At 55.5% G+C, this 23,863-nt stretch carries 19 protein-coding genes; 5 read left to right on the top strand and 14 right to left on the bottom strand.

Annotated elements, in window-relative coordinates; genetic code table 11:
• Positions 1 to 6: 6 nt before the first annotated feature.
• From asnB (HZB34_08690) to HZB34_08625, 14 genes are all read right to left on the bottom strand, one after another.
• A complete protein-coding gene (gene asnB, locus HZB34_08690; GenBank protein MBI5316034.1) occupies positions 7 to 2,061 on the bottom strand; it encodes an asparagine synthase (glutamine-hydrolyzing) in 2,055 nt (684 codons plus the stop codon).
• Between the two features lie 97 nt (positions 2,062 to 2,158).
• Positions 2,159 to 3,298, bottom strand: coding sequence for a glycosyltransferase (locus tag HZB34_08685; GenBank protein ID MBI5316033.1), 1,140 nt, complete (start codon positions 3,296 to 3,298; stop codon positions 2,159 to 2,161).
• 166 nt (positions 3,299 to 3,464) lie between these two features.
• Positions 3,465 to 4,712, bottom strand: coding sequence for an O-antigen ligase family protein (locus tag HZB34_08680; protein ID MBI5316032.1), 1,248 nt, complete (start codon positions 4,710 to 4,712; stop codon positions 3,465 to 3,467).
• 123 nt (positions 4,713 to 4,835) lie between these two features.
• Positions 4,836 to 6,035 (bottom strand): glycosyltransferase, encoded by a 1,200-nt coding sequence (locus HZB34_08675; protein MBI5316031.1) that lies wholly within the window; start codon positions 6,033 to 6,035, stop codon positions 4,836 to 4,838.
• 195 nt (positions 6,036 to 6,230) lie between these two features.
• The gene (locus tag HZB34_08670; protein MBI5316030.1) at positions 6,231 to 7,226 is read right to left on the bottom strand and encodes a polysaccharide deacetylase family protein; all 996 of its coding nucleotides are present in this window, start codon (positions 7,224 to 7,226) and stop codon (positions 6,231 to 6,233) included.
• A gap of 312 nt (positions 7,227 to 7,538) precedes the next feature.
• Positions 7,539 to 9,503: an asparagine synthase (glutamine-hydrolyzing) gene (gene asnB, locus HZB34_08665; protein MBI5316029.1), complete on the bottom strand. Its 1,965-nt coding sequence runs from the start codon at positions 9,501 to 9,503 to the stop codon at positions 7,539 to 7,541.
• Positions 9,504 to 9,605: 102 nt separating this feature from the next.
• Positions 9,606 to 10,142: a glycosyltransferase gene (locus HZB34_08660; GenBank protein ID MBI5316028.1), complete on the bottom strand. Its 537-nt coding sequence runs from the start codon at positions 10,140 to 10,142 to the stop codon at positions 9,606 to 9,608.
• 135 nt (positions 10,143 to 10,277) lie between these two features.
• The gene (locus HZB34_08655; GenBank protein ID MBI5316027.1) at positions 10,278 to 10,763 is read right to left on the bottom strand and encodes a hypothetical protein; all 486 of its coding nucleotides are present in this window, start codon (positions 10,761 to 10,763) and stop codon (positions 10,278 to 10,280) included.
• A 166-nt stretch (positions 10,764 to 10,929) separates the two neighbouring features.
• Positions 10,930 to 12,093 carry a glycosyltransferase family 4 protein gene (locus HZB34_08650; protein MBI5316026.1) on the bottom strand — a complete coding sequence of 388 codons (1,164 nt, stop codon included), beginning with the start codon at positions 12,091 to 12,093 and terminating at the stop codon, positions 10,930 to 10,932.
• A 35-nt stretch (positions 12,094 to 12,128) separates the two neighbouring features.
• Positions 12,129 to 13,523, bottom strand: coding sequence for a polysaccharide biosynthesis C-terminal domain-containing protein (locus HZB34_08645; GenBank protein MBI5316025.1), 1,395 nt, complete (start codon positions 13,521 to 13,523; stop codon positions 12,129 to 12,131).
• A 92-nt stretch (positions 13,524 to 13,615) separates the two neighbouring features.
• Positions 13,616 to 15,910: a polysaccharide biosynthesis tyrosine autokinase gene (locus HZB34_08640; GenBank protein MBI5316024.1), complete on the bottom strand. Its 2,295-nt coding sequence runs from the start codon at positions 15,908 to 15,910 to the stop codon at positions 13,616 to 13,618.
• 211 nt (positions 15,911 to 16,121) lie between these two features.
• Positions 16,122 to 17,534: an outer membrane beta-barrel protein gene (locus HZB34_08635; protein ID MBI5316023.1), complete on the bottom strand. Its 1,413-nt coding sequence runs from the start codon at positions 17,532 to 17,534 to the stop codon at positions 16,122 to 16,124.
• A gap of 156 nt (positions 17,535 to 17,690) precedes the next feature.
• Positions 17,691 to 18,026 carry a transposase gene (locus HZB34_08630; GenBank protein MBI5316022.1) on the bottom strand — a complete coding sequence of 112 codons (336 nt, stop codon included), beginning with the start codon at positions 18,024 to 18,026 and terminating at the stop codon, positions 17,691 to 17,693.
• A gap of 151 nt (positions 18,027 to 18,177) precedes the next feature.
• Entirely contained in the window at positions 18,178 to 18,885 is a 708-nt protein-coding gene (locus HZB34_08625) for a UpxY family transcription antiterminator (GenBank protein ID MBI5316021.1), read from the bottom strand.
• 588 nt (positions 18,886 to 19,473) lie between these two features.
• On the opposite strand from HZB34_08625, the gene HZB34_08620 reads away from it, so the two are divergent.
• The 5 genes from HZB34_08620 to HZB34_08600 all read left to right on the top strand — a co-directional run bounded on the left by HZB34_08620 (position 19,474) and on the right by HZB34_08600 (position 23,790).
• Positions 19,474 to 20,106 carry a response regulator transcription factor gene (locus HZB34_08620; protein ID MBI5316020.1) on the top strand — a complete coding sequence of 211 codons (633 nt, stop codon included), beginning with the start codon at positions 19,474 to 19,476 and terminating at the stop codon, positions 20,104 to 20,106.
• 135 nt (positions 20,107 to 20,241) lie between these two features.
• Positions 20,242 to 21,171 carry a zinc ABC transporter substrate-binding protein gene (locus HZB34_08615; protein MBI5316019.1) on the top strand — a complete coding sequence of 310 codons (930 nt, stop codon included), beginning with the start codon at positions 20,242 to 20,244 and terminating at the stop codon, positions 21,169 to 21,171.
• A gap of 50 nt (positions 21,172 to 21,221) precedes the next feature.
• Positions 21,222 to 22,013 carry a metal ABC transporter ATP-binding protein gene (locus HZB34_08610; protein ID MBI5316018.1) on the top strand — a complete coding sequence of 264 codons (792 nt, stop codon included), beginning with the start codon at positions 21,222 to 21,224 and terminating at the stop codon, positions 22,011 to 22,013.
• 12 nt (positions 22,014 to 22,025) lie between these two features.
• The gene (locus HZB34_08605; GenBank protein MBI5316017.1) at positions 22,026 to 22,850 is read left to right on the top strand and encodes a metal ABC transporter permease; all 825 of its coding nucleotides are present in this window, start codon (positions 22,026 to 22,028) and stop codon (positions 22,848 to 22,850) included.
• A 307-nt stretch (positions 22,851 to 23,157) separates the two neighbouring features.
• A complete protein-coding gene (locus HZB34_08600; GenBank protein ID MBI5316016.1) occupies positions 23,158 to 23,790 on the top strand; it encodes an outer membrane beta-barrel protein in 633 nt (210 codons plus the stop codon).
• The last annotated feature ends 73 nt before the right edge of the window (positions 23,791 to 23,863 follow it).

Here is a 23,863-nt window from a genome sequence, read left to right as displayed (position 1 = left end):
CCCCAATTACTCATAGAGGCCATGATTCACACGACATCCCAGGCCTTGGCGATTACCATTCAGCCTGACCTGCCGCGCGGCTTCTCTTGGTGCATCATCGAGCGTCGTCTGTTGCTCATGTTCCAACCAGGCTTGGAACATGAGCGCGTCCCACAAGGGAGTTTCCCAATTCATCGTCCCGGAGAGATGCTCGCCCCACTTGCCTCGGATGAGGTCCGGATTGAGGAGTCCTTGGTCTTTCAGCCGCTTCTCGTCCAGTAGCGCCTCGCCCCATTCTTTCAGGGGACCGCGGAGCCATGCGCCGATTGGCACGCCGAACCCCATCTTGGGCCGGTCGAACAGCGCGGGGGGAATATAGCGGGAGAGCAATTTCCGGAGGATCCACTTCCCGCGCCCGTCGCGAATTTTCATCGAGACAGGGAGCTGCCAGGCAAACTCGACCACGCGATGGTCTAGAAGGGGCACGCGCGCTTCGAGACTCACGCCCATGCTGGCCCGGTCCACTTTCACGAGGATGTCGTCGGGCAGATACATCATCGCGTCCGTGTACATCATGCGCCGAAGCAGGTCGGGAAGATTCCCCCACTGGGTCCGATCCGTCAACTGGGTCGGAGGCTCCGACGCCCCAATGACCAACGAGCCGGGGGCGTCCCAATGACTGAGGATGGCCCGATACAAAGCTTCAGCGCTTTCTGCGGGGAGGATGTCGGCAAGCACTCTGAGCTTGAGGCCAAGGTTCCGCTGCCGGAGGTGCTTCGGAAAGATCGGTTCGATCATCCGAAACAGGGACTCCCAAGAAGACGGGGACAGCATGGTCAACCCTCTCGCCGACAGCGCCCGCAGGGATCGAGGCATCCACCCGATGTGTTTCCAAATACGCAGCCCCCAGAAGTAGGTGGTATAGCCGGCAAACAGTTCATCGCCGGCATCCCCCGACAAGCTCACCGTCACATCCCGGCGAGCCAACTGAGAAACCAAAAATGTCGGGATTTGCGAGGGGTCGGCAAACGGCTCGTCGTAGAGCTTGGGGATGCGGGGGATGACAGCCATGGCTTCTTCGGGTGTCATGTACAGCTCGGTGTGGGCCGTTCCGAGATGCGTCGCCACCGCTTTCGCGTATTCGGCTTCGTTGTAGGCCACCTCGTGAAACCCGATGCTGAAGGTTCTCACGGGCTCTGCGCTTTGCGCCTGCATGAGTGCAACGATGGTCGAGGAATCTACGCCACCGGACAAAAATGCGCCCAACGGCACGTCCGCCTCCATCCGGAGCTTGACCGCATCCCTCAGCAACTCATCCAGGCGCGCGATTGCCTCCGTCTCGGTGCCGCTGAAAGGATTCGCGCTCCCCTGTTCGGCGACGGCTCGAACGGACCAATAGGGAGTTAATTTTGGAGGGGAGCCCGTTTCGGGAGCGATGGTCAAGACCGTACCAGGCAAGACCTTAGAAACCCCGCGATAGATCGAATAGGGAGCAGGAATGAAGCCGTGACGAAAGTAGAGCGCCAAGACGTCCCGATCGATGTTCGCCTCGAAGTCCGGATGCGCTCGCACAGCCTTGAGTTCGGAGGCGAATACGAACGTCTTCCCCATCCACCCGTAGTATAACGGCTTTTCGCCGAACCGGTCGCGAGCCAGGTAGAGCAGACGCTCCTCACGGTCCCACAAAGCAAAGGCGAACATGCCGTTGAAACGCTTCACGGCCTGATGAACGCCCCACTGCGAAAAGCAAGCAAGCATTACCTCGGTATCCGAATGGCCGCGAAAGGTATGTCCCAGGTTTTCCAATTCGCTACGTAGGGCCCTGAAATTGTATATCTCGCCGTTGAAACTGAGCGTATAGCGGCCGGAGGCCGAGTGCATCGGCTGATGGCCGAGCGGAGAGAGATCCAAGATCGACAAGCGGCGATGCCCGAGCGCGATGCCGGTTGCCGCATCGACCCACGAACCGAAGTCGTCAGGTCCCCGGTGGTGGAGACTGTTGGCCATACGTAGCACGATATCTCGAAGTTCGTCGGCTCCCCTGCGCCGCGATGTGTCAAGAAACCCGCTGATCCCGCACATAGGTTGCTCTTTCTGAAAACCGTGAAGCGTAGAGAGTCTTATAAAAGGTAACTACTCAGGTAAATAGGCTGAAGGCTGTTAGGGGTAAAGAGATACGTCAGGCCCGCGCACATCGCGCGAGTTCCTCGAACAGATGTTCGTATCGACCGGTAATCTCCCCGATGTCGAATCGTTCTTTGATCCGTTGCCGCGCCGCGATTCCCATGGGCCTTCGACCTTCGCAGCCCATCTCCAGCATGGTGCGCCAGGCATCTGCCAAGGCCTCAGGATTTCTCGGCGGCACCACGAGGCCGGTCTGTCCGACGATGAGAGCGGCATCGCCGACATCGGTCACGACGCAAGGAATGCCGCAGCACATGGCCTCGCTCACCACGTTGGGAAATCCTTCGCCGTAGGAAGACGAGAGCGACGCGATGTCCAGGGCGGCAGTCACATTGGCGATATCGTCATCGCGCCGCCCCAACAGATGGCAATGGGTTCGAAGGCCCGCGTCGTCGATCCATCGAGTGAGTACCTGGTTTTCCCAAGTCACCTCCATCCCGCACAGGAGGAAATGGGCATCCGGTCTGTCGCGATGAAGCAATTGCGCAGCCCGAATAAAGGTGCGATGGTCTTTCTGGGGATCGAAGCGGGCGACCATGCCGATGATTGGGATGTCCTCGGACAGGCCGAGGGCCTTTCGAACAGATGCGCGCGCACCAAAATCCGGGCGGAAGGTTCCCACGTCGTACCCGTTGGGAATCACCACCATTTTTTCAGCGGCATACCCGATGGCCGTATGAACCTGCCGGGCTGCCTCGGAGCAACAGACGATGCGATCGGGCAACCAATGAGATAAGACTGCGCAAGTCTTCACTGTCAGGTGGGTCAGGCGGCTGCTTGTCTCGGGACTCAGATCGCTGTGCCGGATTCCCCAGGCCACCGGAATGTTTCCCGCCAACCGAGCCGCCAAGCTGCCGACCAGATCGGCGTGGTACATCCATGTCTGGATCATATCCGGTGGATCCTGCCTCAGCCACCGAGCGAGCCGCAGCACGACCGCTGGATTTGGAACCCCTACTTTCATGCCCAAGGATCGCACGGGAACCCCCAAGGCTTGGATCTTCCTGCTGATGGGACCATGCTCCAGCAGCGAGACGACCTGGGGAGTGAATCTGGTGCGGTCCAGGCGCGAAAGAAGCCGATACAACATCATCTCCGCTCCGCCTGCTATCAGCGCGGTGGTCACATAGAGGATGGAGAGGGGCTTGTGTGTACCACTAGTGAGGGGCATTTGGTTAGTCACGGGGCTCCTTCAGGACGCACGGGAGTGTTATGAAAATCCCGCACACAGCTTCATCGTCTTCAGCCTGAACACCTGTGTCGGTACAACCGGTATGGCCCGGAAAAGACGCAAGAGTCTGCTACGCCCCCGACAAAGCCTTGTCGAGGGTCGCTTCGCCCGCCGCCGTGGCCTTGGTTGCGTCACGGACCAGGAATGATTCTGTCGAAACCATGGCGGCCAGTAGCGCGAACAGGACTAGACAGTGGCCGAAGTCCAGAATCGAGTGAGTGAAGAAGCACAGCCACAAGATGGTCGCGCCGAAGAGGAGCCCGAGGCGCCTCGTCTCTCCACGCGCCTTCCAGATGAGGGACAGGATCAACAACGGCACGATGGCCGCACCCAAAACCCCATGGTCCAGCATATAGGACAGATATTGGTTATGCGGCGGGATGTCGAACGATTCATACATCGTTCCAGTCCCACTCCCAATCCAAGGGTGATCGGTGAACTTCCTCCAGGCTTGTTCCGCGACATACTTGCGCGCCAAAGCGGAATTATCGGGCACCCCGAAGGGATCTGTGAGCCATGCTAACCGCGTCTCAGTATCCTTACTGATCGCGCCGCTTTGGTCCATCGTCGTCAGGATGGCGTCCAGCTTCGGCAGAAGGACGATGCCCACGACGAGGAGGCTCACCAAGAACGTCGAAATCAGATCCTTCGCTCGCACGACCTTTGTGAATAAGAGCAAGCCACTCACAGCTATTAACCAGGCCAAGATACCACCGCGGGAGAAGGTCAAAAATATTCCAACTCCCGTCAACAATAGGAATGGACCCCGACAGGAGGAGGGCAGAACCGTCACGCTCAGGATCATCCCTAGTACCAGTGCTTCGCCAGAAATGTTTGGGTTTATGTAGAGGCCGGCGGCGCGACCTTGAAACTCGCTGAAAGTCATCGGCACAAAGAAGTCGTAGATATTGAGCGTCACTCCAAGCAGCACCGAGAACACGAGCGTCCATCGTGCCGAACGGACTGCGCTGGGACTTGCAAAGATCATCAGACAGGACAGGACCAGCATGATGGCCGACAGCCTTAACCGCACGTCCCTCCATGCGGTCTCGGATTGGGAGGACCCGAGGAACCATAACATCGTCACCCACGCGAACCCGAAGCACCAGACGACGAGAGGCACCTTCAGAAAGTCCCGTCTGAACGTCGGTGTGAGTAACCACAGGGGTAACGACAACAGGGACAGACCAAAAATCCAATCCTTCGCTTGCCCAAGAGCTGGGTATGCATAAGATTGATATGTTGACCATCCGGTGCAAATCGTGGCCACGGCAAAGATTGCGAGTACGTTGCGATAGTAGGCCCATATCATCGGCATATCCTCTAACAGGATGTTGAAATTCGCCGCCGGTGTTCTTACACCGCTCAGAGGCTCAAGGTGCCGAAGCGTATGCCTTGCCTCTTCGCCTGCTGCGGTCCAGGCCGATCTACCTCTCGCGAGTCACAACGCCCTCGGCCTCTTGTTCATTCCAACAGGGAATTTCTCTGGCTCACCGTTTTCCATCCGCGCAGTACTCGAGGGATCGTGAACCGTGCCTTGCAGCAACGTGAGAAGAACGTGCTCGGTATCGTTCACGAGTTTCTCAAACGAGAATTGCTCGACGATGCGCCGGCGGATTTGAGCCGGAGTATGCGGTCTTCGATCGATCAACTTATTCAATGCGTTCGCCAACGCGACCGGATCACGAGGCGGAATCACCTCACCTAGGTTCCCCACAAGCCAGGCAGAATCGCCGACGTTCGTCACGACACACGTCACCCCACAGGCCATGGCTTCTGCGACGACGTTGCTGAATCCCTCGGTGGTCGAGCTGCTGATTAGCAGGTCCAGTCCATTGTAGACAGCGGGCATGTCGCTGCGTCCGGCCAGCCAGATCACATGTTCAGTTAACTTCAACGTTCGAGTCAGTTGATGGAGCAAATCGCGATACTCAACCGGTCCTTCTCCCACGCACACGAACCGAAGATGTTTCCGTTCCTGCGCCAACAACCCTGCTGAGTGGAGAAAAGTGGGATAATCCTTCTCAGGGTCCAGTCGCCCCACGATCCCGATCACCTGCTCATGGTCCTGGATGCCCCACTCGGATCGGACGTGATGACGCGCCTCCGGATCGGGATGAAACCGATTCGTATCGATCCCGTTGGGTATCACGACTACTTTCGCCCGGGGGTACCCTTGGGCGATATGATAGTCACTTCCTGATCGGGAATTCGCGATGACGGCATCCGCGAAGCGCGACAGCCGGAAAGTCAGTTTGCAGCTGACCCTCGTAACCAGATCATACTGGCTGAGATCTATGCTGGAGAACCTAATACCCCACACGATCTTCGTCGAAGGGAGCCACGGTTTGAGGGCCACCGTCACAAGATCGGTGAGATAACTATGCAGGATGTCGGGACGCTCCTCCCGCATGACCTGGGCGAGTCGGAACAGGAAAGGCAGCAGATCCCACCGCCCGCGCTTCTGCAGCGGTCGAATCCGGACCCCCGCTTCCAGCAGCTCCTGCTCCAACGGTCCGCCGGAGTAGAACAGCGCGACGACGACCCTGTGCCCCCTGGCGTGAAGCCCCTTGGCCAACGCAACGAGTTGTCGTTGTGCGCCACCGTAGTCGAGTTCGCGAGTGAGAAACACCACTTTCATGGATTAGCTCGATTGCTCGACTCGCTGAGGAATGTGATCAACAGCTTCTTGCAATTTCACGAGTTTCCTTCACAACGGATTTGTGGAGCGTCACAGGGAACAGTCCTGACGCTGCCGAGAATAGGCTGCGCCATGCTCCGTGCGCCGAGCGGTCCCATTGTGCGACGAGTGCCTATCGAGTGAGATTTCCGTCAATCACTTGAGTTCTGGCGGGGCGCCATATTTTTCTCTTTCCAAACACCGCGCATAGTCTTCCATGGTCAGGATATCGAGCAGCCCTTCCTCCCGAAGGCGCCGCGCATGGACGAAGACCGTTTCTAATCCCGCGAACATGGCGTCCGAGTCTGTCAGCAAGTCGAATGGGTGAAACCACATGTGGTAGAGCCGGCCAGTCCTCACAGCCTTGTCGATGCATCGTTTCGCTCGCAGTGCCTGACCTCCTCGCGGAAGAATCTTGCGGATACCTTTTCGAGGCAGGAAGAAATGGTTTCCAGGAATGTTCCAGAGCCCTGGCAGGGTCTCTTCCGGTCGAACCGGCTCCATCGGAAGGGCCAGAACCTGTCTCAGCAAGTTTACCGGCTTCAGAACAACCGCATATCCGTCGCCGACCGCAGGAGCTTCTCCTCGGTAGGCCGATATCCCCAACCGTTTCAACGTTTCCAGGTGACCGACCCTGTTTCGAGGAAAGACGAAGCTGTTCAGGGTAATCCCCCTGGAGGCCGCGGCTTCCACAGCTGCCTTGATGTCGGCCTCGGCAGTGGAGGCGCTGCATTCCGGATCTCCAAACACAATGTGCGCGAAGGAGTGGGACCCGATTTCATGGCGAACCCTGGTCGAGCGTATCCATTCCAGGATATCGAGGCCGTACCAGCCGGGGGCGAGAGAACCGTTCGTACAGGGGTCACAGCTATACCAGTCACGAGAGTACCAGGAGTACTGTGCGTGGGGCATCGTCTCGGCATGCGCGCGGCCGTGATGATCCCTGACGCAACCGTCCAACATGAGATGACCAACCACTGCCCAGGTGACTGGAATCTCATATTGGTCAAGGAGGGCAAGAAAGCGCCTGATTTGCTGTCGCTCCGCTAACGACTCAGTGCCGAGAACCTCGACCGGAATGTTGTCGAAACGCCCCCACGCCAGCTCCAGATCAAGGCTCAGTACCATTGTGCCACGGGTAGTCCCGGCCATGACTTCTCCTTGTGAATCAGTATTCTCCAAACTCTTCGTTTATATTCCCCTCCGGTTCCCCTTCGACCGGTATGGGGCACCAACCCGTCCCAACGGCAATCAAAAGCCTATTCGCGTCATCCAGTCGCAGGGGCGCTGTTGTCTTATGCGCGCCGTTGCTCAGGCGTATTGAGGAGAAGAACTCTTTCTCCATTAGAGCGCGGGTCGCCGTAGGCTCGTCCAAGAGCGGACTCACTTCCAAGAATAATTGTTTCGCGGTAGGGCGTAAGAAATCTTCTCCCTTCAAACTCGCTCGCGGTATTGATTCAAGTGCTATACGTACTGCTGTTCACGCCCCAGCCATGCTTGAAACATGAGCACATCCCACAATTCATATTCCCAATTGCGGGTTCCCGAGATATGCTGGTTCCATCGTTCCCGGATCGGATTGGCGTCCAAGAATCCCTGATCCTCCAATTTTTTTCCGGTCAATAGGTCTTCGGCCCATTCCCGTAGGGGGCCGCGCAGCCAGGTCTCGATCGGGACTCCGAATCCCATCTTAGGCCGGTCGATGAGCGCCGGCGGGACATACTTGTATAGTAGCTGCCGTAAAAGCCACTTTCCTCGACCATTGCGGATTTTCATCTCCAACGGTATCTGCCAGGCGAACTCGACTATACGGTGGTCCAGGAACGGCACGCGAGACTCCAGGCTCACCCCCATGCTGGCCCGATCCACTTTGACCAGAATGTCGTCAGGCAGGTATGAGACCATGTCCCAGTACATCATGTGTTCCTGAAACTGTAGCCGCTCAATCCGGTGCGATGGATCTGTTACGACTGTTAACGGTTCCGATCCGCCCAAGACCAGCGAGGAAGGTTTGGCCCAATGCGAGGCGAGGTGCAGGTAGATTCCCGGAGGTCCTCCCCTCAGTATGACCTCCGCAAGCTTGTGGAGCTTGTCTCCGGGACTCCGATGACCGAGCACTTTCGGTGCCACCAAGTCGAAGATCCGAAACACGTTGTCCCACGATTGCACTGACAACGTCCGTAGACAGCGCGCCAAAATGGTGCTGGCCCACGCGGGCATCCAGCCGACCTTGTTCCAAATGGCGAGACCCCTGATGTAGCGTTCGTACCCGCCGAAGAGTTCGTCCCCGCCGTCACCCGACAGGGCCACAGTTACGTTCCGGCAGGCCAACTCGGAAACCAAGAATGTCGGGATTTGTGAAACGTCTGCAAACGGTTCGTCGTAGAGAGATGGCAGCTTGGGAATGACCGCCATCGTCTCTTCCGGGGTGACATACAGCTCGGTGTGGGCTGTTCCCAAATGCCGTGCCACTGCCTTCGCTTGCGTAGCTTCGTTGTATTCTGCCTCATGAAAGCCAATCGTAAAGGTTTGTACGGGCTTTTCACTTTGGGCCTGCATGAGGGCAACTATCGTCGAGGAATCGATTCCTCCAGAAAGAAAGGCACCCAGCGGCACGTCCGAGATCATCCGGTGTTTGACCGTGTCCCTGAGTAATCCATCCAGGCAATCGAGAGCCTCCGTCTGGGAGCCGGCAAACGGCTCGGTCAAACCTCGTTCCGCCGCGGACCGGGCGGACCAGTAACGAGTAACTCTAGGGGAATAGCCACCGTCGGTTCGGGCCAATGTCACGATTGTTCCCGGCAGCACCTTAGAGATGTCCTTGTAGATCGAATAGGGAGCTGGAATATTGTTGTGGCGAAAATAGAGCGTCAGCGCATCACGGTTAATCTCTCCATGAAAGTCTGGATGAGCCCGCAAGGCCTTGAGTTCTGAACCGAACACCCACGCTTTGCCGATCCATCCGTAATAGAGCGGCTTCTCGCCGAGCCGGTCACGCACCAGGTGCAGCTCCCGTTCTTGGCGGTCCCACAAGGCGAATGCGAACATTCCGTTAAAGCGACTTAGTGAGGGGACCACACCCCAATGGGAAATGGAGGACAGCATGATCTCTGTATCCGAATGGCCACGGAAGGCATACCCTAAATCTTCCAGCTCACGACGCAACTCTTTGAAGTTATAGACTTCGCCGTTGAAGCTGATCACAAACCGTCCGCACGCGGAACGCATCGGCTGGTGGCCTTCCGGTGAAATGTCTACGATGGACAAGCGCCGATGTCCTAGGGCGATCCCGGTTTCAGCATCCACCCAGGCACCACCGTCGTCCGGCCCTCGGTGATGAAGGGTGTTCACCATCTTCAAGACGGTGCGCTGAAGCTCCCGGTTCCCGGATCGACGAGATGGCTCAAGAAATCCACTGATACCGCACATTGGGGAAAGTCCCTCATTCAATCTGTAGGCTGCGTGATCCTGTTCGCCTATCGTGCTTCACGCAAAGTTACCTTGTGCATACTTCTTTTGTGTGTCCCCGAGTCACGGAAGAATCCTGCTAGACACGTTCGCCGCAGGCGACTTTCTGAAAAATGGATTCATACTTGGCGGCACGACCATGCCATTTTGTCCCACGATAAGAGCGGAATCCCCTACATCGGTTGTCACGCAGGGCACACCACAACTCATGGCCTCGCCGAGAACATTTGGAAACCCCTCACCAAAGGAAGAAGAGGAAGAGGCAATGTCGAAGGAGGCGGTCAGCCTGGGAATATCATTACGCCTTCCCAGCAGGTAAACCTGCTTTCTAACACCTCCCTCCTCGATCCACCTGACCAGGGCCTGATTGTCCCAACTCACTTCAGCCCCGCAAAGCACGAAACGCACGTCCGGTCTGTCGTTGTGGAGCAATCTCGCAGCCTGGATAAAGGTGCGATGGTCTTTCTGAGGGTTAAAGCGTGCTACCAAGCCGATGACTGGAGCATCCTCGGGGATTTGTAATTCGTTCCGGACTGACTCGCGTGCCGCTGAATCCGGCCTGCATGTTTCAAGATCAAATCCGTTGGGAATGACCACCATTTTCTCGGCTGCATATCCAAGTGCCGTATGGACTTGTCGCGAAGCCTAAACGAACAACAAATAATTCGGTCCGGCAACCAGCGTGACAACAATGCACAGGCTTTCATTGTAAGAACAGTAAGGCGGCTGCTTTCTTCAGGATTGAGATTGCTGTGCCGGATTCCCCAGGCCACGGGGATACCTCCCGCCAATAGAGCCGCCAAGCCACCGATCAGGTCGGAGTGGTACATCCACAATCAGATCCGGCGGGTCTTTTTTTAGCCAACGAATCAGCCGTGCCAAAGAGGTAGGGTTTGGCCTTCCTTGTCGCATTTTTAAGTAGCGTATCGGGATCCCTAGCTTGAGGATTTTCTCAGTAACAGCATTGGGACCCAGATCGACGAGAGAAATGACCTGGGCTGTGAATCTTGTCCGGTTCAGGCGCGAGAGGAGTTTGTACAGCATCGTCTCAGCGCCGCCGGGGCCGATGCATGTGATCAAGCACAGGACGGTAATTGGGGCTTTCACTTTCGCTTTGCTCAACATGTTCATTTCTTTATGGTCGACGACATAGGAGGTTGTTGCCGGGTCGGTCAATCTCTCGTCGTTGGAGAATTGCGAGCGTCTGTATGCCTTGTCCATATGATTGGGGTTTCCGGTGCTGCCGAAATGATACAGAAACGGTGGCGAGAAGGGTTCTTGGCTCTACGTCGAAGATCGAACAGCTTGGATGCTGACGGAAGCCCGCCTATTGTTGATACTCATGCCTCTCCGACACTAGTTCAGTGACCGAAGAAGGAAAACGATTTCAGGGGGTCGTCTCAGGCTGGTAATCTTTGGCAAAAAATCTGACCGGCCCCATGATCGGTTCGTCGCGCGATATGCGCGACAATAACTCGTCCCACAAGCTCATAATTTTGTCTCTGCTGAACCGTTCAACGACTTCGGGTGCACGCGCACCAAACCGTTGGCGTTCCGTTGGATCTGCCATCAAGCGATCCATTGCTCCTGCCAGGGCAGGTACATCATTGGGAGAGACCAAGAGACCGTCAACGCCGTCACGGATAATTTCCCTTGGTCCACTGGGACAGTCAGTACTGATCGCTGGAAGTCCGCAGGCCATCGCCTCCATCAGAGCATTCGGGAACCCTTCATAATTAGATGACAGGACGAACAGATCGGTCCCACACAGGGTCCTCCAGGGATAGCGCATTCGCCCCGGCATACTCACACGATTCGCTATGCCCAACTCAATGGCCAATGCCTCCAGCCGCTTCCGCTCTCCACCTTCCCCGACAATGATTAAGGACCAATCGGAGTGTTTCCTGGCGCATTGAGCAAAGGCCTTCAGCAGGATGTCAAGTCCCTTCTGAGGCTGAAGCCGTGCCATGGCCGCAACCCTCCATCCCGGGGGCTTTATCTCAGTACGACCCTTGCGCACTCCGTCCGGAACAGACACGGCATTCGGGATGACATGGACCCTATGACTCTTCAGAAACCGTTCGGCCCAAATCCGAACTCCATCGGTCTGTACTACCACTGCCGTGGCTTGTGGGTAGAGCAAGCGCCGCAGCCTAGCCCAGACGGTTCCGATGTCATGGTGACGGGGGTCATTGCGTTCGGACACGATGACGGGTATCCCTAACCCAAGGCTCGCCGCCAATGTAAGGACATTCGTTTTATCGATAAAACTCAGGACCACGTCCGGGTGACTTACCTTGATCGCTTGACGCAAGCGCGTGAGCCTCCGGAAATTGTTCCACCCAGCCGCAACAACATGGGAAGAGTCTCCCATGAGCCTCAGGCCGATTCGACGGATGCCAGGATGAAGCGGGAAGATGTCGTGTTTTGCTGAAGTAACTGTGATGAGCGTCACTTCATGCGACCGTTCGGCCCAGTAATTGGCCATGCCGGCCAGTACCGCTTCTGCTCCGCCACCGGAAACAGACGAAACCACCAGTGTTATGCGCATGCTCCCCTACCCATCACACTCTATGTTTCTCAGCCTTATCGCCGCTCACCCGTCTTCTCCTTTATCAGTCGCAATGAAACAAGAACCAGAAAGCCACATGACATGATGTACATGATACTTGTAGCCAATGCGACACCCACCACGCCGAACCACTGCATAAAGACATAGGTCAGGGCAATACACAGGCAGAGGTTGATGACGTTGCCCCACAGCATCCAATGATTGGCCTTGAAGGCAGAAATCAGTCTCACGAATAACATGCTCACCATGTACAAGGGAACTTGTAACAACAACATTGCCTGCACTCGGCCCACCAAGTTGGTATCCGCTTCCGTAAATGCGCCCCGCTGGAACAGCACCGCCACAATGGACTCAGAGAAGTAGATCAGAGCCAGCGTCACAGGGAGTGTCACGATGAGGAGCCACCGAGAGTACATGAGGAGGGTGTGCCGGAGCCCATCCCAATCCATTGCGATGACCATACGGGAAAAATGGGGAAGGACTGCTCTACTCACAGCAACCGCGCCAATGCCAATAATAAGGCTCGTAACCTTGTTCCCATAGGCCAATGCAGACACGCTGCCTGAATCAAGCATTGCGGCCATGGATTGGCTCACGACGGCAGCGCCGCCCATTAAGAAGCCAGCGGCGACCATTGGGGCATATTGCCGTAATACTTCTTTGACGGCAGGAGAGATTCCGCTCCACCGGGGAATCAGCGATACCCCTTCTTGTGCAAGCGCCCACCCCAGCATGACTGTTTCAATCAGCACTCCTCCGACAACCCCTAAGACAAGGGCATGACCGCCCCACTGTTTTGCGATGCCTATGACCACAAGCACTGTGAGAATCGAGGTGGCCACCGGTGCCGCAGCCGGTAGGGCAAAGCGGTTCTCTGCGTTAAGAATGGCTCCCCAGGTTGTGGCCAACCCACTCAAGACCAGCGTGGCCAGCAACCCATAGTACAATGATCGGGCAAGGGCCAGCTTTTCGGGGGAAAATCCAGACGCCACCAGTGGAAGGATGTACGAGGCAGTGACCGCTAGCACCACGGACAGGCCGACTAGAAAGCCGACGCTCAAGACCATGACGCCCGATAATAGACGCTGGGCCGCCTCCTTCCCCTGTTGTTCCCGCACCTGAAGGTAAGTTGGGATAAGCGCAGCATTTAAGGACCCCCCGATCAAATTTATGGCGAATTGCGGCAGCAGGAACGCGATCAGGAATGCATCTAATTCGTCGCTCGTGCCGAATTGGGAGGCTACGACGATCTCTTTGGCAGCCGCAGCCAGCTTGACGACAACGGTCACCCCACCGACCGTGAGCATGGCGGCAAAGATCCGACGGTTGATCGATTGTTCCCGCCAGGTGTTCCACCAGTTCAGGCCGACTTGCACGGCGCTCTTCATAATCCCAATGTTTCCAACCATCTACTAGTCTCTTCTGCATGGTGCGATCGAGGGCCCGTGTGGAAGGGCCCTGCCCGTAGAATTGTCACGCAGTCCCACCTACCTGTAGTGATTTAGAACTTCGAAGAGGAACTCCATTGATCGGCTTCAGAAACCAATCCATTATCATCAGCTTCGTCACCTTCCTCAGGCACATGACAGAAGTACGAGTTATCCGGGACATGGACTTTCTGTAGGACGATTCCCAATATGTTCCCTCCCGCCCCCGTCAGTCGTTGGATCGCCAAGCGACAGGCTTCCCTGGTTGTCTGACCGACACTGGCCACCATGAGCACGCCATCGACCTGGCGTGCGAGGATCACAGGGTCGGTGACAGGGAGGACCGGTGGAGCATCCAGAATGACGTGATACCCCTCCTCTCGACATCGATTCAGCAGCAGTCTCATCTGCTTGGAGTGGAACAGTTCCGAAGGATTGGATGGTCGCTTCCCTCGAGGAATCACGGAGAGGTTTGGAATGTCGGTTTGATGAATAACTTCTTCCAGTTTCATGCTTCCAGACAGGAAACCGGCGAGTCCTTTCGTCTGATTTCCGTTGCGTTGGATCCCGTGGATGTACCGGTGAGGTGGTTTCCGGAAGTCCGCATCAATCAGCAAGACTCGCGCGTTTTTCAACTGAGCCAGCGCGATCGCCAGGCTCACTGCAAGCGTGGTCTTCCCCTCGTTTTCTCCGGGGCTCGTGATAAGAACACAGGCCGGCAACTCGTTGGGACTGGAGAGCAATACACTGGTCCTGATAATGCGGATACTTTCAGCCGTGGCGCCGGAGGATTGGTCGGTGAGGAGACGTGTGCTCTCTCCGGTCCCGGCTTTCGGCAAGAGTGGTAACACACCCAGCAAGGAGACCTTGGGCAGATAGCGCTCCAAATCTTTTGGCCCCTTCAGGGTCCGGTCGCGGGCTTCAAGGACGAGCGCGAGTCCGACCCCCGTCATGAGTCCCAGTAGAAGACCCAAAAGAGTGTTGAGCTGCTTCCTGGGTTTTACTGGAATGGAACTTGGCACTGCGGCGTCGGCGAGATACACATTGGCAGCTCCCAATCCCACCGGGAGATCGGCTTCTTTCGTCTGTTTCAGAAAGACATCATATATATGCTGCGTGCTTTCTGCCTCCCGTTCGAGGATTCCGTACTCGACTTCATGCTGCTCAAGCTGGATTTTCTCTTGTCTATGTCGACCCGCTGCTTCCTTCATGACGCGTACCCGGCTGGATGCCGCGTTATATTCGTGTTTCACAGAGTCGAAAATTTTCTGCGCCTCTTGCCGGATCCGCTCACGAAGATCCTGCATCTCCGCCTGTGCGCGACCCAGTTTCGGATGAAGCGGGCCATACTTTTCCGCCAGCTCGGCAACCTGTCCTGACGCCCTGATCTCCTGCGCCCGCAGCGTCTGAATCAGCGGCGAGTTCAGCACTTCGGTCAAGGCATCCAAGCTCGACCAGTCGATTTCGGTCACGCCATTCTGACCGGTTCGGTTACGCAAGACCGATTGAAGTTGCTCCATCCGCGATTGGGCCTCGACTCGCTTCATTTCCGCCCTGACAAGCTCCGAGTCCAATTCGCTGTTCGCTTGCGTGGCCGCCGATTGTCGATCCTTCCCTCCCAACAACCCATGCTTCACACGAAAACGATACAGCGCCTGTTGAGCCGCTTCGGCTTTCTTCCGCAGGCCATCGAGATTGTTGGTAAACCACTGAGCGGCTTTTTCCTTCGACACTGCGTTCAGCTCTTGGGTGCGTTCGATGTAGACCGACGCCAGGGTATTGGCGATCAGAGCGGCAAATTGTGGATCCTCAGAGGTTGCGATCACATGAGCCAGTCTTGCGCCCCGAATCGGCACGATCTCGACAGTTTCAGCAAAACGCTTGAGTAATCGATCGTCAATTTCTTCTTCTTCCAATGACGGTCCACCCGCTCCATTTTTCCGCTCGACAGCATCCATGCTTGGCGGGCCGGGAAATATGCTACCCCATAGTGATTTCAGTGCTGAGGGGTTAGGTTTGTACTCCGGCCGCTCGGACAGATGAAGGAGCTGTGCAGTTCGTTGAAATATATGATGGCTTTTCATCAGTTCAAACTGAGTCTGGAAGTATTCCGGGGTAAGGTCCTGACGGTATTCCCGGTCTCTTTCCAGACCGCTCGGTCCTGCTTTGTCGACGACCACCGTGGCTTTCGCCTGATAGAGCGGCGTCTGCATGAGTGACCAGACCGCCGCAACCGCTGCAAACCCCACCGTACACCCGACGATAAGCCATATCCGCCGCCGACAGGCGCCGGCATAGTCCGCGAGGGCGTTCTCAGAGTCATCACTTTGGGGTGATTGGAATGGAATAAAATCCGTATTGCGATCCATGATAGACAGGTCTCCCTGTAAACAGGTTGAGGAAGAACTCTGAGGTAATTCAAGAAGCAGGTGTCATCTTCTGCGTAGTGAGGGAGCCGGAACGGCGGAGGATGCTCAATAAGGCCGTCCAGTGCGGCCGGAGTGAGAGTCGAGATCTTGCAATCTCATCCTTGGCCTGAACCTCAGCCTTTCAGAATGCTGACAATGTTTGAGCGTGCGACTAGAGGAGCACCTGAGCAGATAACATCACAGTGTTTGCTTGGTAGGTAAACTGACTCTGATTGGAGTTCCGGTCCTCAAAAATGTATTGGATACCCAGTCCCACCCATTTGACAGCTCGGTAATTCATTCCGATAGCGACGTTCTTTAATTGGTCGGTTCTGTCGGAGCCGCCGGAACCAGAACTTTGAAAATTATCCTCCTCGAACCCCAGATTGAGATTTATGGTCGTGCTGTCGGTCAATTCATGCCTTCCTGTAAGATTCACACCGGTTGCTGTATAGAACAGAGACCCGTTTGTTACGATCTGTTGGACCGTCCTATAGGGCTGCAAAGTGATCCTCAGCAGAGGTGTCGCCTGCCAATTGAGCCTCCCCATGAAATAGGAATTGGAGTAGTTATCTTTGTCCCTCGAAAATTGGCTCAACGGAGGAGGCTGATTGACCTCCGCATTGGAAAATTGCACGATCTGATATCCGACCAGAATCTCTCCGGAAGTCAGATCGGTGATATTCCATGTCCCTCCGCCGCTGAAGGTATATATGACATTATCAAGATTCTTATTCTGGTCATAAATTGATTGAAGCGCGCCAACGTTGACCAGCAGAGACGTTTTGCCTGTGACGTTGCGAGAGAACGTCAGGCCGGCACGATTCGTCAGCCGATCTCGACTGGGGCTCTGGTTATTGTTCAGATAGTCCCAGCGAATCGTTTGCACGTTCAGGCTCACACTTGACTGCGCTCCAAGGTATTCAGCCTGGCCGGTGAAACCATTGGCTGTCCATTTGTTCACCTCGAGACCCTGCGTATTCACATCATCCACGGCAGAACCTCTGGGGTCATGTCCGAGCTTATGGTGGCCCTGGAGGTCGATATTGAGGCCGCCGGGGAAATTGAATTTGAATCCTCCTGTTGCGGTCTGATCCTGGACATCGTTCGACGGAGTCCGTGAATAGTATTGAATATTGGTGCGATAATCGATCATGAAGCTATGAAAACCTCCGAACGGCAATTGTGCCTGGATACCCGGTGCAAGGGTCGTCACATAGTCGCTGATTTTGTTGCTGTTGGTCCTGAACGCATTATCGGTGTACATTTGGGCCACCCCCATGTGGGGACGCAGCCGGAGCGGCCCCACCGAAACCCCATCGGTGCGAAGAGGTTGAGCGAAGCCTCCAGGAAATAGGGGATAATAACCGGTCATGGGCCACTGTGGGGTCAAATACAAGGATCCCCGGAGCGCCGGGTTGGCGAACTGAGACAAGAAAGTATCCCCCGATGCACTCTGGATGGACGCCGCGGTTTGAGAAGGGTCGCCCGGTACGACGGGTTGTTGTGCCAATGTCAGTTCGGTCGTCACTAAAATGGCAAGAACACCTATGACGCATGCGCCTGCCTGAAGAGAACGAATCATGGATACCCTTGGAGGGTCCGCTGCTGGAATCCGCGTAGCGGCAAGCCTACAACCCAACATTCCTTGATTTGAGCATATCAACAATGAATGGGCCAATGAATAAGATCTTTGGGCGTTTGCTCCGGTGTTACTTCAGAGTTCTGAACAGCTCTGACGTCAGTGAAGACTTTTGGAAATCGCGACTTTCAGCGTGCGTATATCGAGAGAAAGCTCCGCCACAGTTTGCTTAAGACGACGATTCTCCAATTCAAGATTGCGCAATCGCACGATGATCATCCCACTGTGGTTTCCGAACAGTGTTTTCCACCGGTAGAAAGTTTGCACGGAAATCCCGTGTGATTGGCACACGACGCTTGGCCTCAGACCTCCGTCAGCCTCTCTCAATATGCTTCTTATTTCATCATCGGAAAAGTTTGAGCGTCTCATGAATTGGACCGCCTGGTTGAGTTCGGTGCGCTTGCCTTGCCCCATCCGCCGACGCTTCCACGCCATCGGCACATCTCGGAACATCCCGCAGTCGCACCCACTGGCGTTCTGAGTGGTTGCCTTCTAGTTTCAGGTTTGCATTAGGAGTTTAAGCGATCCGAATCGAATAACATGAAACGAGAAACTCAAAGCCAGAAACGTTCGGACGAGATCTGTATCACGAGGAATATGCGTTAGTGGGATTTCGGAAGAAACTGTTACGAACATCGCGGGCTGGAGGGAGGTCGTTTGCATTGCGCACCGGTCTGATATTACTGCGCACAACCTCTACCGATGCAGATTGTTGGATCAGACGCACCCGGACCACAACATGATCACGGCCGGCTTTCCGAATAAGAGTGCCCCTCACTCCTGCGAGCGGGCCCCCTATCACCTCGACAATCATTCCTTCTTCACAATACTCATGCCGCTCGTAATCTAGTCCACTGACAGCCAGCTTCTGAAGGGACAGCATTTCTTCATCCGGGATGGCTTCAGGGCCTTTGCATCCCACGATTCTCACAACGCCGGGGACTGTGAGCACCGACAACTGGTTCTCGAGCGAAAATCTCCCGAAACAAAAACCGGAGAATAACGGCACCTCAATCCACTTTTTCCGATCCGACCACTGGCTCAGACGCCTGGTCAGGGGCAGGAGTTGCTCGATCTCTCTGTCGGCAAGACCATCACGAACCAATTTTTCCTGCCGCGAACGTGTTGTAAGAGCGTACCAAGAAGCGGCTGGGTATTCTTGCAATATCATGGGTGCATGATCCTTTCCTGATAGAGCTTCGCCCATCCACTCCCAGTCTTTATTAGAAGCGCCTACATTCTTATTAAGATTAAGAACGCGTGCTTTATAACCTATGTTTGCAAGTTCCCACATCGTCGTATCCTCCCATTTCTCATAACGGCCAATACCTCTAAAGAACTACGACATTCATACCCCCTCTTTTGTAGGGCCTACCTGCCCGTAGGCATAAGGCGGCAACGCATCCGCCAAACCAGCAGCTGTGGCATTTCAACCAGTTGCATGGGTGACGAGAAAACCAAATTCTATTATTGGAGTGCGAATTTCCCCGGATATCACTGCATGGTTGAGTTGTGTCCATACACCTTTTGTTGTATTGCGCCTTCGTCGGCATGTCGGTATATAAATACAGCTGATATCTCGGTAATCATTGGCTGGAGCCGATTCCGCTGGATATAAAGGAATACATACTGTGTTCGGCGCGAGCCGGACCGGAGACATGCAGAGGGCACACGCAGGATGCTTAGCGTTGAATTCCTGAAGCTTTCTCATCATACAGGTCCATGGCCGGAGTATCTCTCGTCGGTCTGGCCACGGATTTGAAACACACTACGGTTCTTTCAAATGAACACGACGAAGGCGTTGCCCATCCAAGAATCGAATGCTCGCTTTCTTAGAATAGCGCTCATTAGCAGCAATGCTGCCATACGCATGGGGTTGCGTATGATCTTGAACACCCATTCGCTCGTTTCCGAAGTTGACGACATACCCCTGGGCGCTACCGCGGTGGAGATCATTGCTCTGAAAAGGCCGCAGGTCATCATCGTCGATCTGGAATTGGCCGATGTACACACGTCTGAGCTCATCAGAAAATTGCGCGCGGCATCCGCTGATTCGAATATTTTGGTCCTGAGCGGATTGGACGACACGAAGCTGACACGCGAGGCCTTAGCAGCAGGCGCAGACGGAGTCGTGCTCACCATTCAACCGCCTGCCGTACTCTTTGCCGCCATTGATTCACTCCGCGGCTTTGCGGCAGGATCCGTGGACAATCGACCGGCGCACCCCCCCCTAGGCCTGACCCACGATAGGTCTTCGGACAGAAACAAGGATCGAACTCAGGCAGGGTTTATTGAGAGCCTCACCTCTCGAGAACTTGAGATCGTCCATTTCCTCGCGAAGGGTTTAAAGAACAAACAGATCGCAGACAGGCTATACATTTCAGAAACGACGGTCCGCCATCACTTTACCGCGATCTTTAGTAAGCTGCATGTCTCCAATCGGCAACAGTTGCTCATTGCAGCTCACCAGCAGGGGCTCATTGAATTCGGCGCCGTTGATGCCTTGCCCACATAACGGTCGTCCTCTTTTTGTGTGTGGTATGTCCGCTTCATCGGGTTCTTCCATCTGCCCGGTTCAACCAAACTGACGTGACAGACTCGCCACCGGTTGCGTTGACAACGAAGATACCCAATGTTAGCGTCCTCACCCATGCCACGTTTCCAATTGGTGCGCCTTCTTGGGGCAATCCTGATTAGCTATGGCCCCCTCGCCACACCGCCGGCCCTTGCCGGCTCCCCTACTGAACCTCTCAATATCGTGGTCACGATTCCAGTTTTAAAGGATCTGACTGAACAAGTCGGCAGACCCTATGTGCGCGTCACATCCCTGCTGAGCGGGTATGAAAACGAACATACCTATTCTCCCAAACCAAGCGATCTCGTCGCCGTCCGGAAAGCCCGGTTGCTGTTCGAAGTCGGTATCGGTCTCGAGGTATGGGTCTCCTCGTTGGTGAAGAACGCCGGCAGCTCCTCACTCCGGGTCATCACCACCTCCAAGGGCATCGCACTGCTTCGCGACAGACCGGACCATGGCAGCACAGCTCATGCCGCCAAAGAGCCTGACCACGGGAATCCTCACGTATGGATGGATCCTGAGAATGCGGCGACCATGATGCGGCATATCACGGAAGCGCTCATTCAGGCGGATCCGGCCCATGCGAATGAATATCGGGCCAATCAGGCCTCCTACCTTCGAAAGTTGGACCAGCTTCGAGGGGACCTGAACGATCGAATCAAACGGCTCTCTGATCGGCGATTCATCTCCCATCACCCGGCCTGGCCGTACTTCGCGAGGCGATTCGGATTCCAAGTAGTCGGGACGATCCAACCCCAGTCCGGGAGCGAACCATCGGCGCTCCATCTTCACAACCTCATCGCGATGATCAAGAAGAACCGGATCAAGGTCGTGGTCTCGGAAGTTCAGCTCAGCCAAAAGATTCCCGACCTGTTGGCCAAAGAGACCGGCGCGCGAGTGGTGGTGCTCACCACACTCCCGGGAGGACTCCCGCACACAGAGACCTATCTCGACATGCTCCGTTATAATGTGCTCCAATTGGCCAACGCACTGGAGACAACCTAGCTGTTGCTAGAGCGCCTCCAGCGGCCTGTTCCGATAGGAGTCTTACCGACGTGGCCATTCAGCCTCCTCCTTTCATTCACTTCGACCATGCCACCTTTGGATTCCCCGGGGTGGTTGCGCTCGAAGATATTTCACTCGAGATTCAACCTGGCGAGTTCGTAGGGGTTATTGGACCCAACGGGTCAGGGAAGACAACACTCTGCCGCGCAGTTCTCGGGTTGATGGCTCCACTGAAGGGGCACCTGAGAATCTTCGATTGTGCCTGTGATGAGTTGCGCTGTCATCACAGGGCCAAGATCGGCTACCTTCCACAGAAGGGAGTCGTGGACCGTAATTTTCCTGTGACGGTGCTTGAGACAGTGACAATGGGCCGGTATGGGGCCTTAGGCCTGTTCAAACGCCCGGGGCGGAAGGATCGCGAGATCGCGATGGAAGCACTGGCTCACGTCGGGATGGATATGCACAAGGACACAGCGCTGGGCCTGCTCTCCGGAGGACAACAGCAGCGGGTCTTCATCGCCCGAGCGTTAGCGCAGCAGCCACAGATCTTGCTACTTGACGAGCCAACGACCGGACTGGATATCACGACGCAGCACAACGTCGTGGAGTTGGTGCAACATCTGCACGAAGAGTTGGGCCTGACTGTTCTGTTGATCACCCATGACATCAACATGATCCGTTCGCGGGTAGACCGGCTCGTGCTTCTCAAAACACGCCTCTATGCCGCAGGACCGCCTGCCGATGTCCTGAAACCGGACATCCTCAGCCAAGTCTATGGGAAAGACCTTGTTATTACAGACAAAGATCTCGTCATCGTTGAGGATTATCACCACCATCATTGATCAGAACGTACGATGCTTGAACTATTCACCTACGACTTCATGCAACGCTCGCTACTGGCTGCTGCGCTGGTCGGCGCCTTGTGCTCGACGATCGGGGTCTTCGTCGTGCTCCGTGGACTGGCGTTTATGGGAGCCGGTACGGCACATGCGGCGTTTGCCGGGGTTGCGCTCGGCTATCTCATGGGCTGGCCGCCACTACTGATGGCCTTGCTGTTCGGCCTTGCCACGGTTTGGGTCACGGGATGGGTCGAAGAAAAAGGCCGCATGAAGCTGGATGTCTCCATCGGCATCCTCTACACCGCTACCATGGCCCTGGCCATTCTCTTCATCGGCCTGATGAAGACCTATAATGCCGAAGTCTATGGCTACCTCTTCGGAAACGTGCTCGCAGTAACCAATGAAGAGCTACTCACGATTGCCGTATTGAGCATCATCGTCATCGGAGCACTTGTGCTCTTCTCGAAGGAACTCTACTTCATCGCGTTCGACCAAGAAATGGCGGAAGCCTCCGGAATACCGGCCAGGCGCATATACTTCATCTTACTGACCCTGATCGCACTCACAGTGGTGATATCGCTCAAGACCGTCGGCGGGATCCTGGTCTTTGCGATGATCCTGATTCCAGCGTCCACCGCTTACCAACTGACGCATAGCCTCTCGACGCTGACCTGGTACTCCATCATCATTGGAGTCTCCTGTTCAGTCGGAGGAGTCCTCATCTCTTCTTACTGGGATATCCCATCCGGTCCTGCCATTGTGCTGCTTGCCACGTTGCTCTTCTTTATCGCAGTCTTGCTTTCTCCCAAGAGACAACGGCGGTCTCTTGCCCTCAATTGATTTCAACTCCCTCTCACGTGTGCTATCTGAGTCCTCGCACATTTCTTGAGGCGCTCCCCCCTGTAGGGCTACGGATACACCCTGTGTCGGCAATGAGCCATTAATCCCGAAGTAAAACGGGATCAAGGCTGCCCATGAATCACTCGCAACCATAATCTGGTTATGATTTCCTACTTATTGAGCAATTTTGTTTACCAGACCACAATCGACTCAGTGGATATCCAGGCATCGAACTTGCTATCTTGACGCAGGCTGAACGGGAGCCTGTGGCCAATTTACATCATCACCTCACGGAGGTTTAATTATTATGGGTGTCGTCATGGTTCGGTGGGGGTTGGTAGGTTTCATGCTGCTTAGCTCGCTTGCCCTGGGCAGCCACGCAAGCGCAGAAGCCTGGAAGATGGAGCAGGGCGGGATAGAACCGGGTAAGGTCGTGCTCGGCATGCGCGCAGGATTTGCGCCGTTGACCCAATCGTTGACTGATAATACCTCAACCGAAGTGGGCTCCTTAGTCAATTTTCAAGGGATGTATAGCCTCAACAAGTGGCTCTTGCTCGGGATGATGTTGGAGTGGGAACGCCATTCCGTAAATGTAGAACAGACCGACGGGGACTTGGGCCATCAAGACACAGTCTCTGTGCTTCCGACGGTGGAAGTCCGTCCGGTCAAATTCGGCCCGGTCATTCCTTACGCGAACATGAGCTTTGGCGTGAACGTCAACAGCTTTGGTGAAGACGTCGGAACTACCATTTCACCCAGCAACAACTTTGCCTGGCGACTCGGCTGGGGCGCCGACTACATGTTCACCAGACAGTTCGCGCTGAACACGGAAATGGCCTACAAGCGCAACGATGGTCACGCCACGATCGGCGGGGCTCGTGTGGACGACTGGAACGCCTCGTCCTTTGGCTTTCTCTTCGGCGCCAAACTCTTCTTTTAGCAGGCTGTTGACAACGTCCGCCAGCGGCGTTCTCGCCGCGCGCTGAGGCTCAACGTACTACAGAGAGTACGCT

It is taken from the genome of Nitrospirota bacterium, assembly GCA_016219645.1.
Taxonomy (GTDB): domain Bacteria; phylum Nitrospirota; class Nitrospiria; order Nitrospirales; family Nitrospiraceae; genus Palsa-1315.
Note: the sequence above shows the minus strand (reverse complement) of the source record. Positions and strands in the feature narration are given on the sequence as shown.

Coding starts and splice junctions, on each gene's coding strand:
- HZB34_08605 (MBI5316017.1), top strand. CDS start 22,026: ATGCTTGAACTATTCACCTACGACTTCATGCAACGCTCGCTACTGGCT.
- HZB34_08670 (MBI5316030.1), bottom strand. CDS start 7,226: ATGGCCGGGACTACCCGTGGCACAATGGTACTGAGCCTTGATCTGGAG.
- HZB34_08680 (MBI5316032.1), bottom strand. CDS start 4,712: ATGCCGATGATATGGGCCTACTATCGCAACGTACTCGCAATCTTTGCC.
- HZB34_08620 (MBI5316020.1), top strand. CDS start 19,474: ATGATCTTGAACACCCATTCGCTCGTTTCCGAAGTTGACGACATACCC.
- HZB34_08650 (MBI5316026.1), bottom strand. CDS start 12,093: ATGCGCATAACACTGGTGGTTTCGTCTGTTTCCGGTGGCGGAGCAGAA.
- HZB34_08655 (MBI5316027.1), bottom strand. CDS start 10,763: ATGGACAAGGCATACAGACGCTCGCAATTCTCCAACGACGAGAGATTG.
- HZB34_08660 (MBI5316028.1), bottom strand. CDS start 10,142: ATGGTGGTCATTCCCAACGGATTTGATCTTGAAACATGCAGGCCGGAT.
- HZB34_08635 (MBI5316023.1), bottom strand. CDS start 17,534: ATGATTCGTTCTCTTCAGGCAGGCGCATGCGTCATAGGTGTTCTTGCC.
- asnB (MBI5316034.1), bottom strand. CDS start 2,061: ATGTGCGGGATCAGCGGGTTTCTTGACACATCGCGGCGCAGGGGAGCC.
- HZB34_08600 (MBI5316016.1), top strand. CDS start 23,158: ATGGGTGTCGTCATGGTTCGGTGGGGGTTGGTAGGTTTCATGCTGCTT.
- HZB34_08640 (MBI5316024.1), bottom strand. CDS start 15,910: ATGGATCGCAATACGGATTTTATTCCATTCCAATCACCCCAAAGTGAT.
- HZB34_08645 (MBI5316025.1), bottom strand. CDS start 13,523: ATGGTTGGAAACATTGGGATTATGAAGAGCGCCGTGCAAGTCGGCCTG.
- HZB34_08625 (MBI5316021.1), bottom strand. CDS start 18,885: ATGTGGGAACTTGCAAACATAGGTTATAAAGCACGCGTTCTTAATCTT.
- HZB34_08675 (MBI5316031.1), bottom strand. CDS start 6,035: ATGAAAGTGGTGTTTCTCACTCGCGAACTCGACTACGGTGGCGCACAA.
- HZB34_08615 (MBI5316019.1), top strand. CDS start 20,242: ATGCCACGTTTCCAATTGGTGCGCCTTCTTGGGGCAATCCTGATTAGC.
- HZB34_08630 (MBI5316022.1), bottom strand. CDS start 18,026: ATGGCGTGGAAGCGTCGGCGGATGGGGCAAGGCAAGCGCACCGAACTC.
- asnB (MBI5316029.1), bottom strand. CDS start 9,503: ATGTGCGGTATCAGTGGATTTCTTGAGCCATCTCGTCGATCCGGGAAC.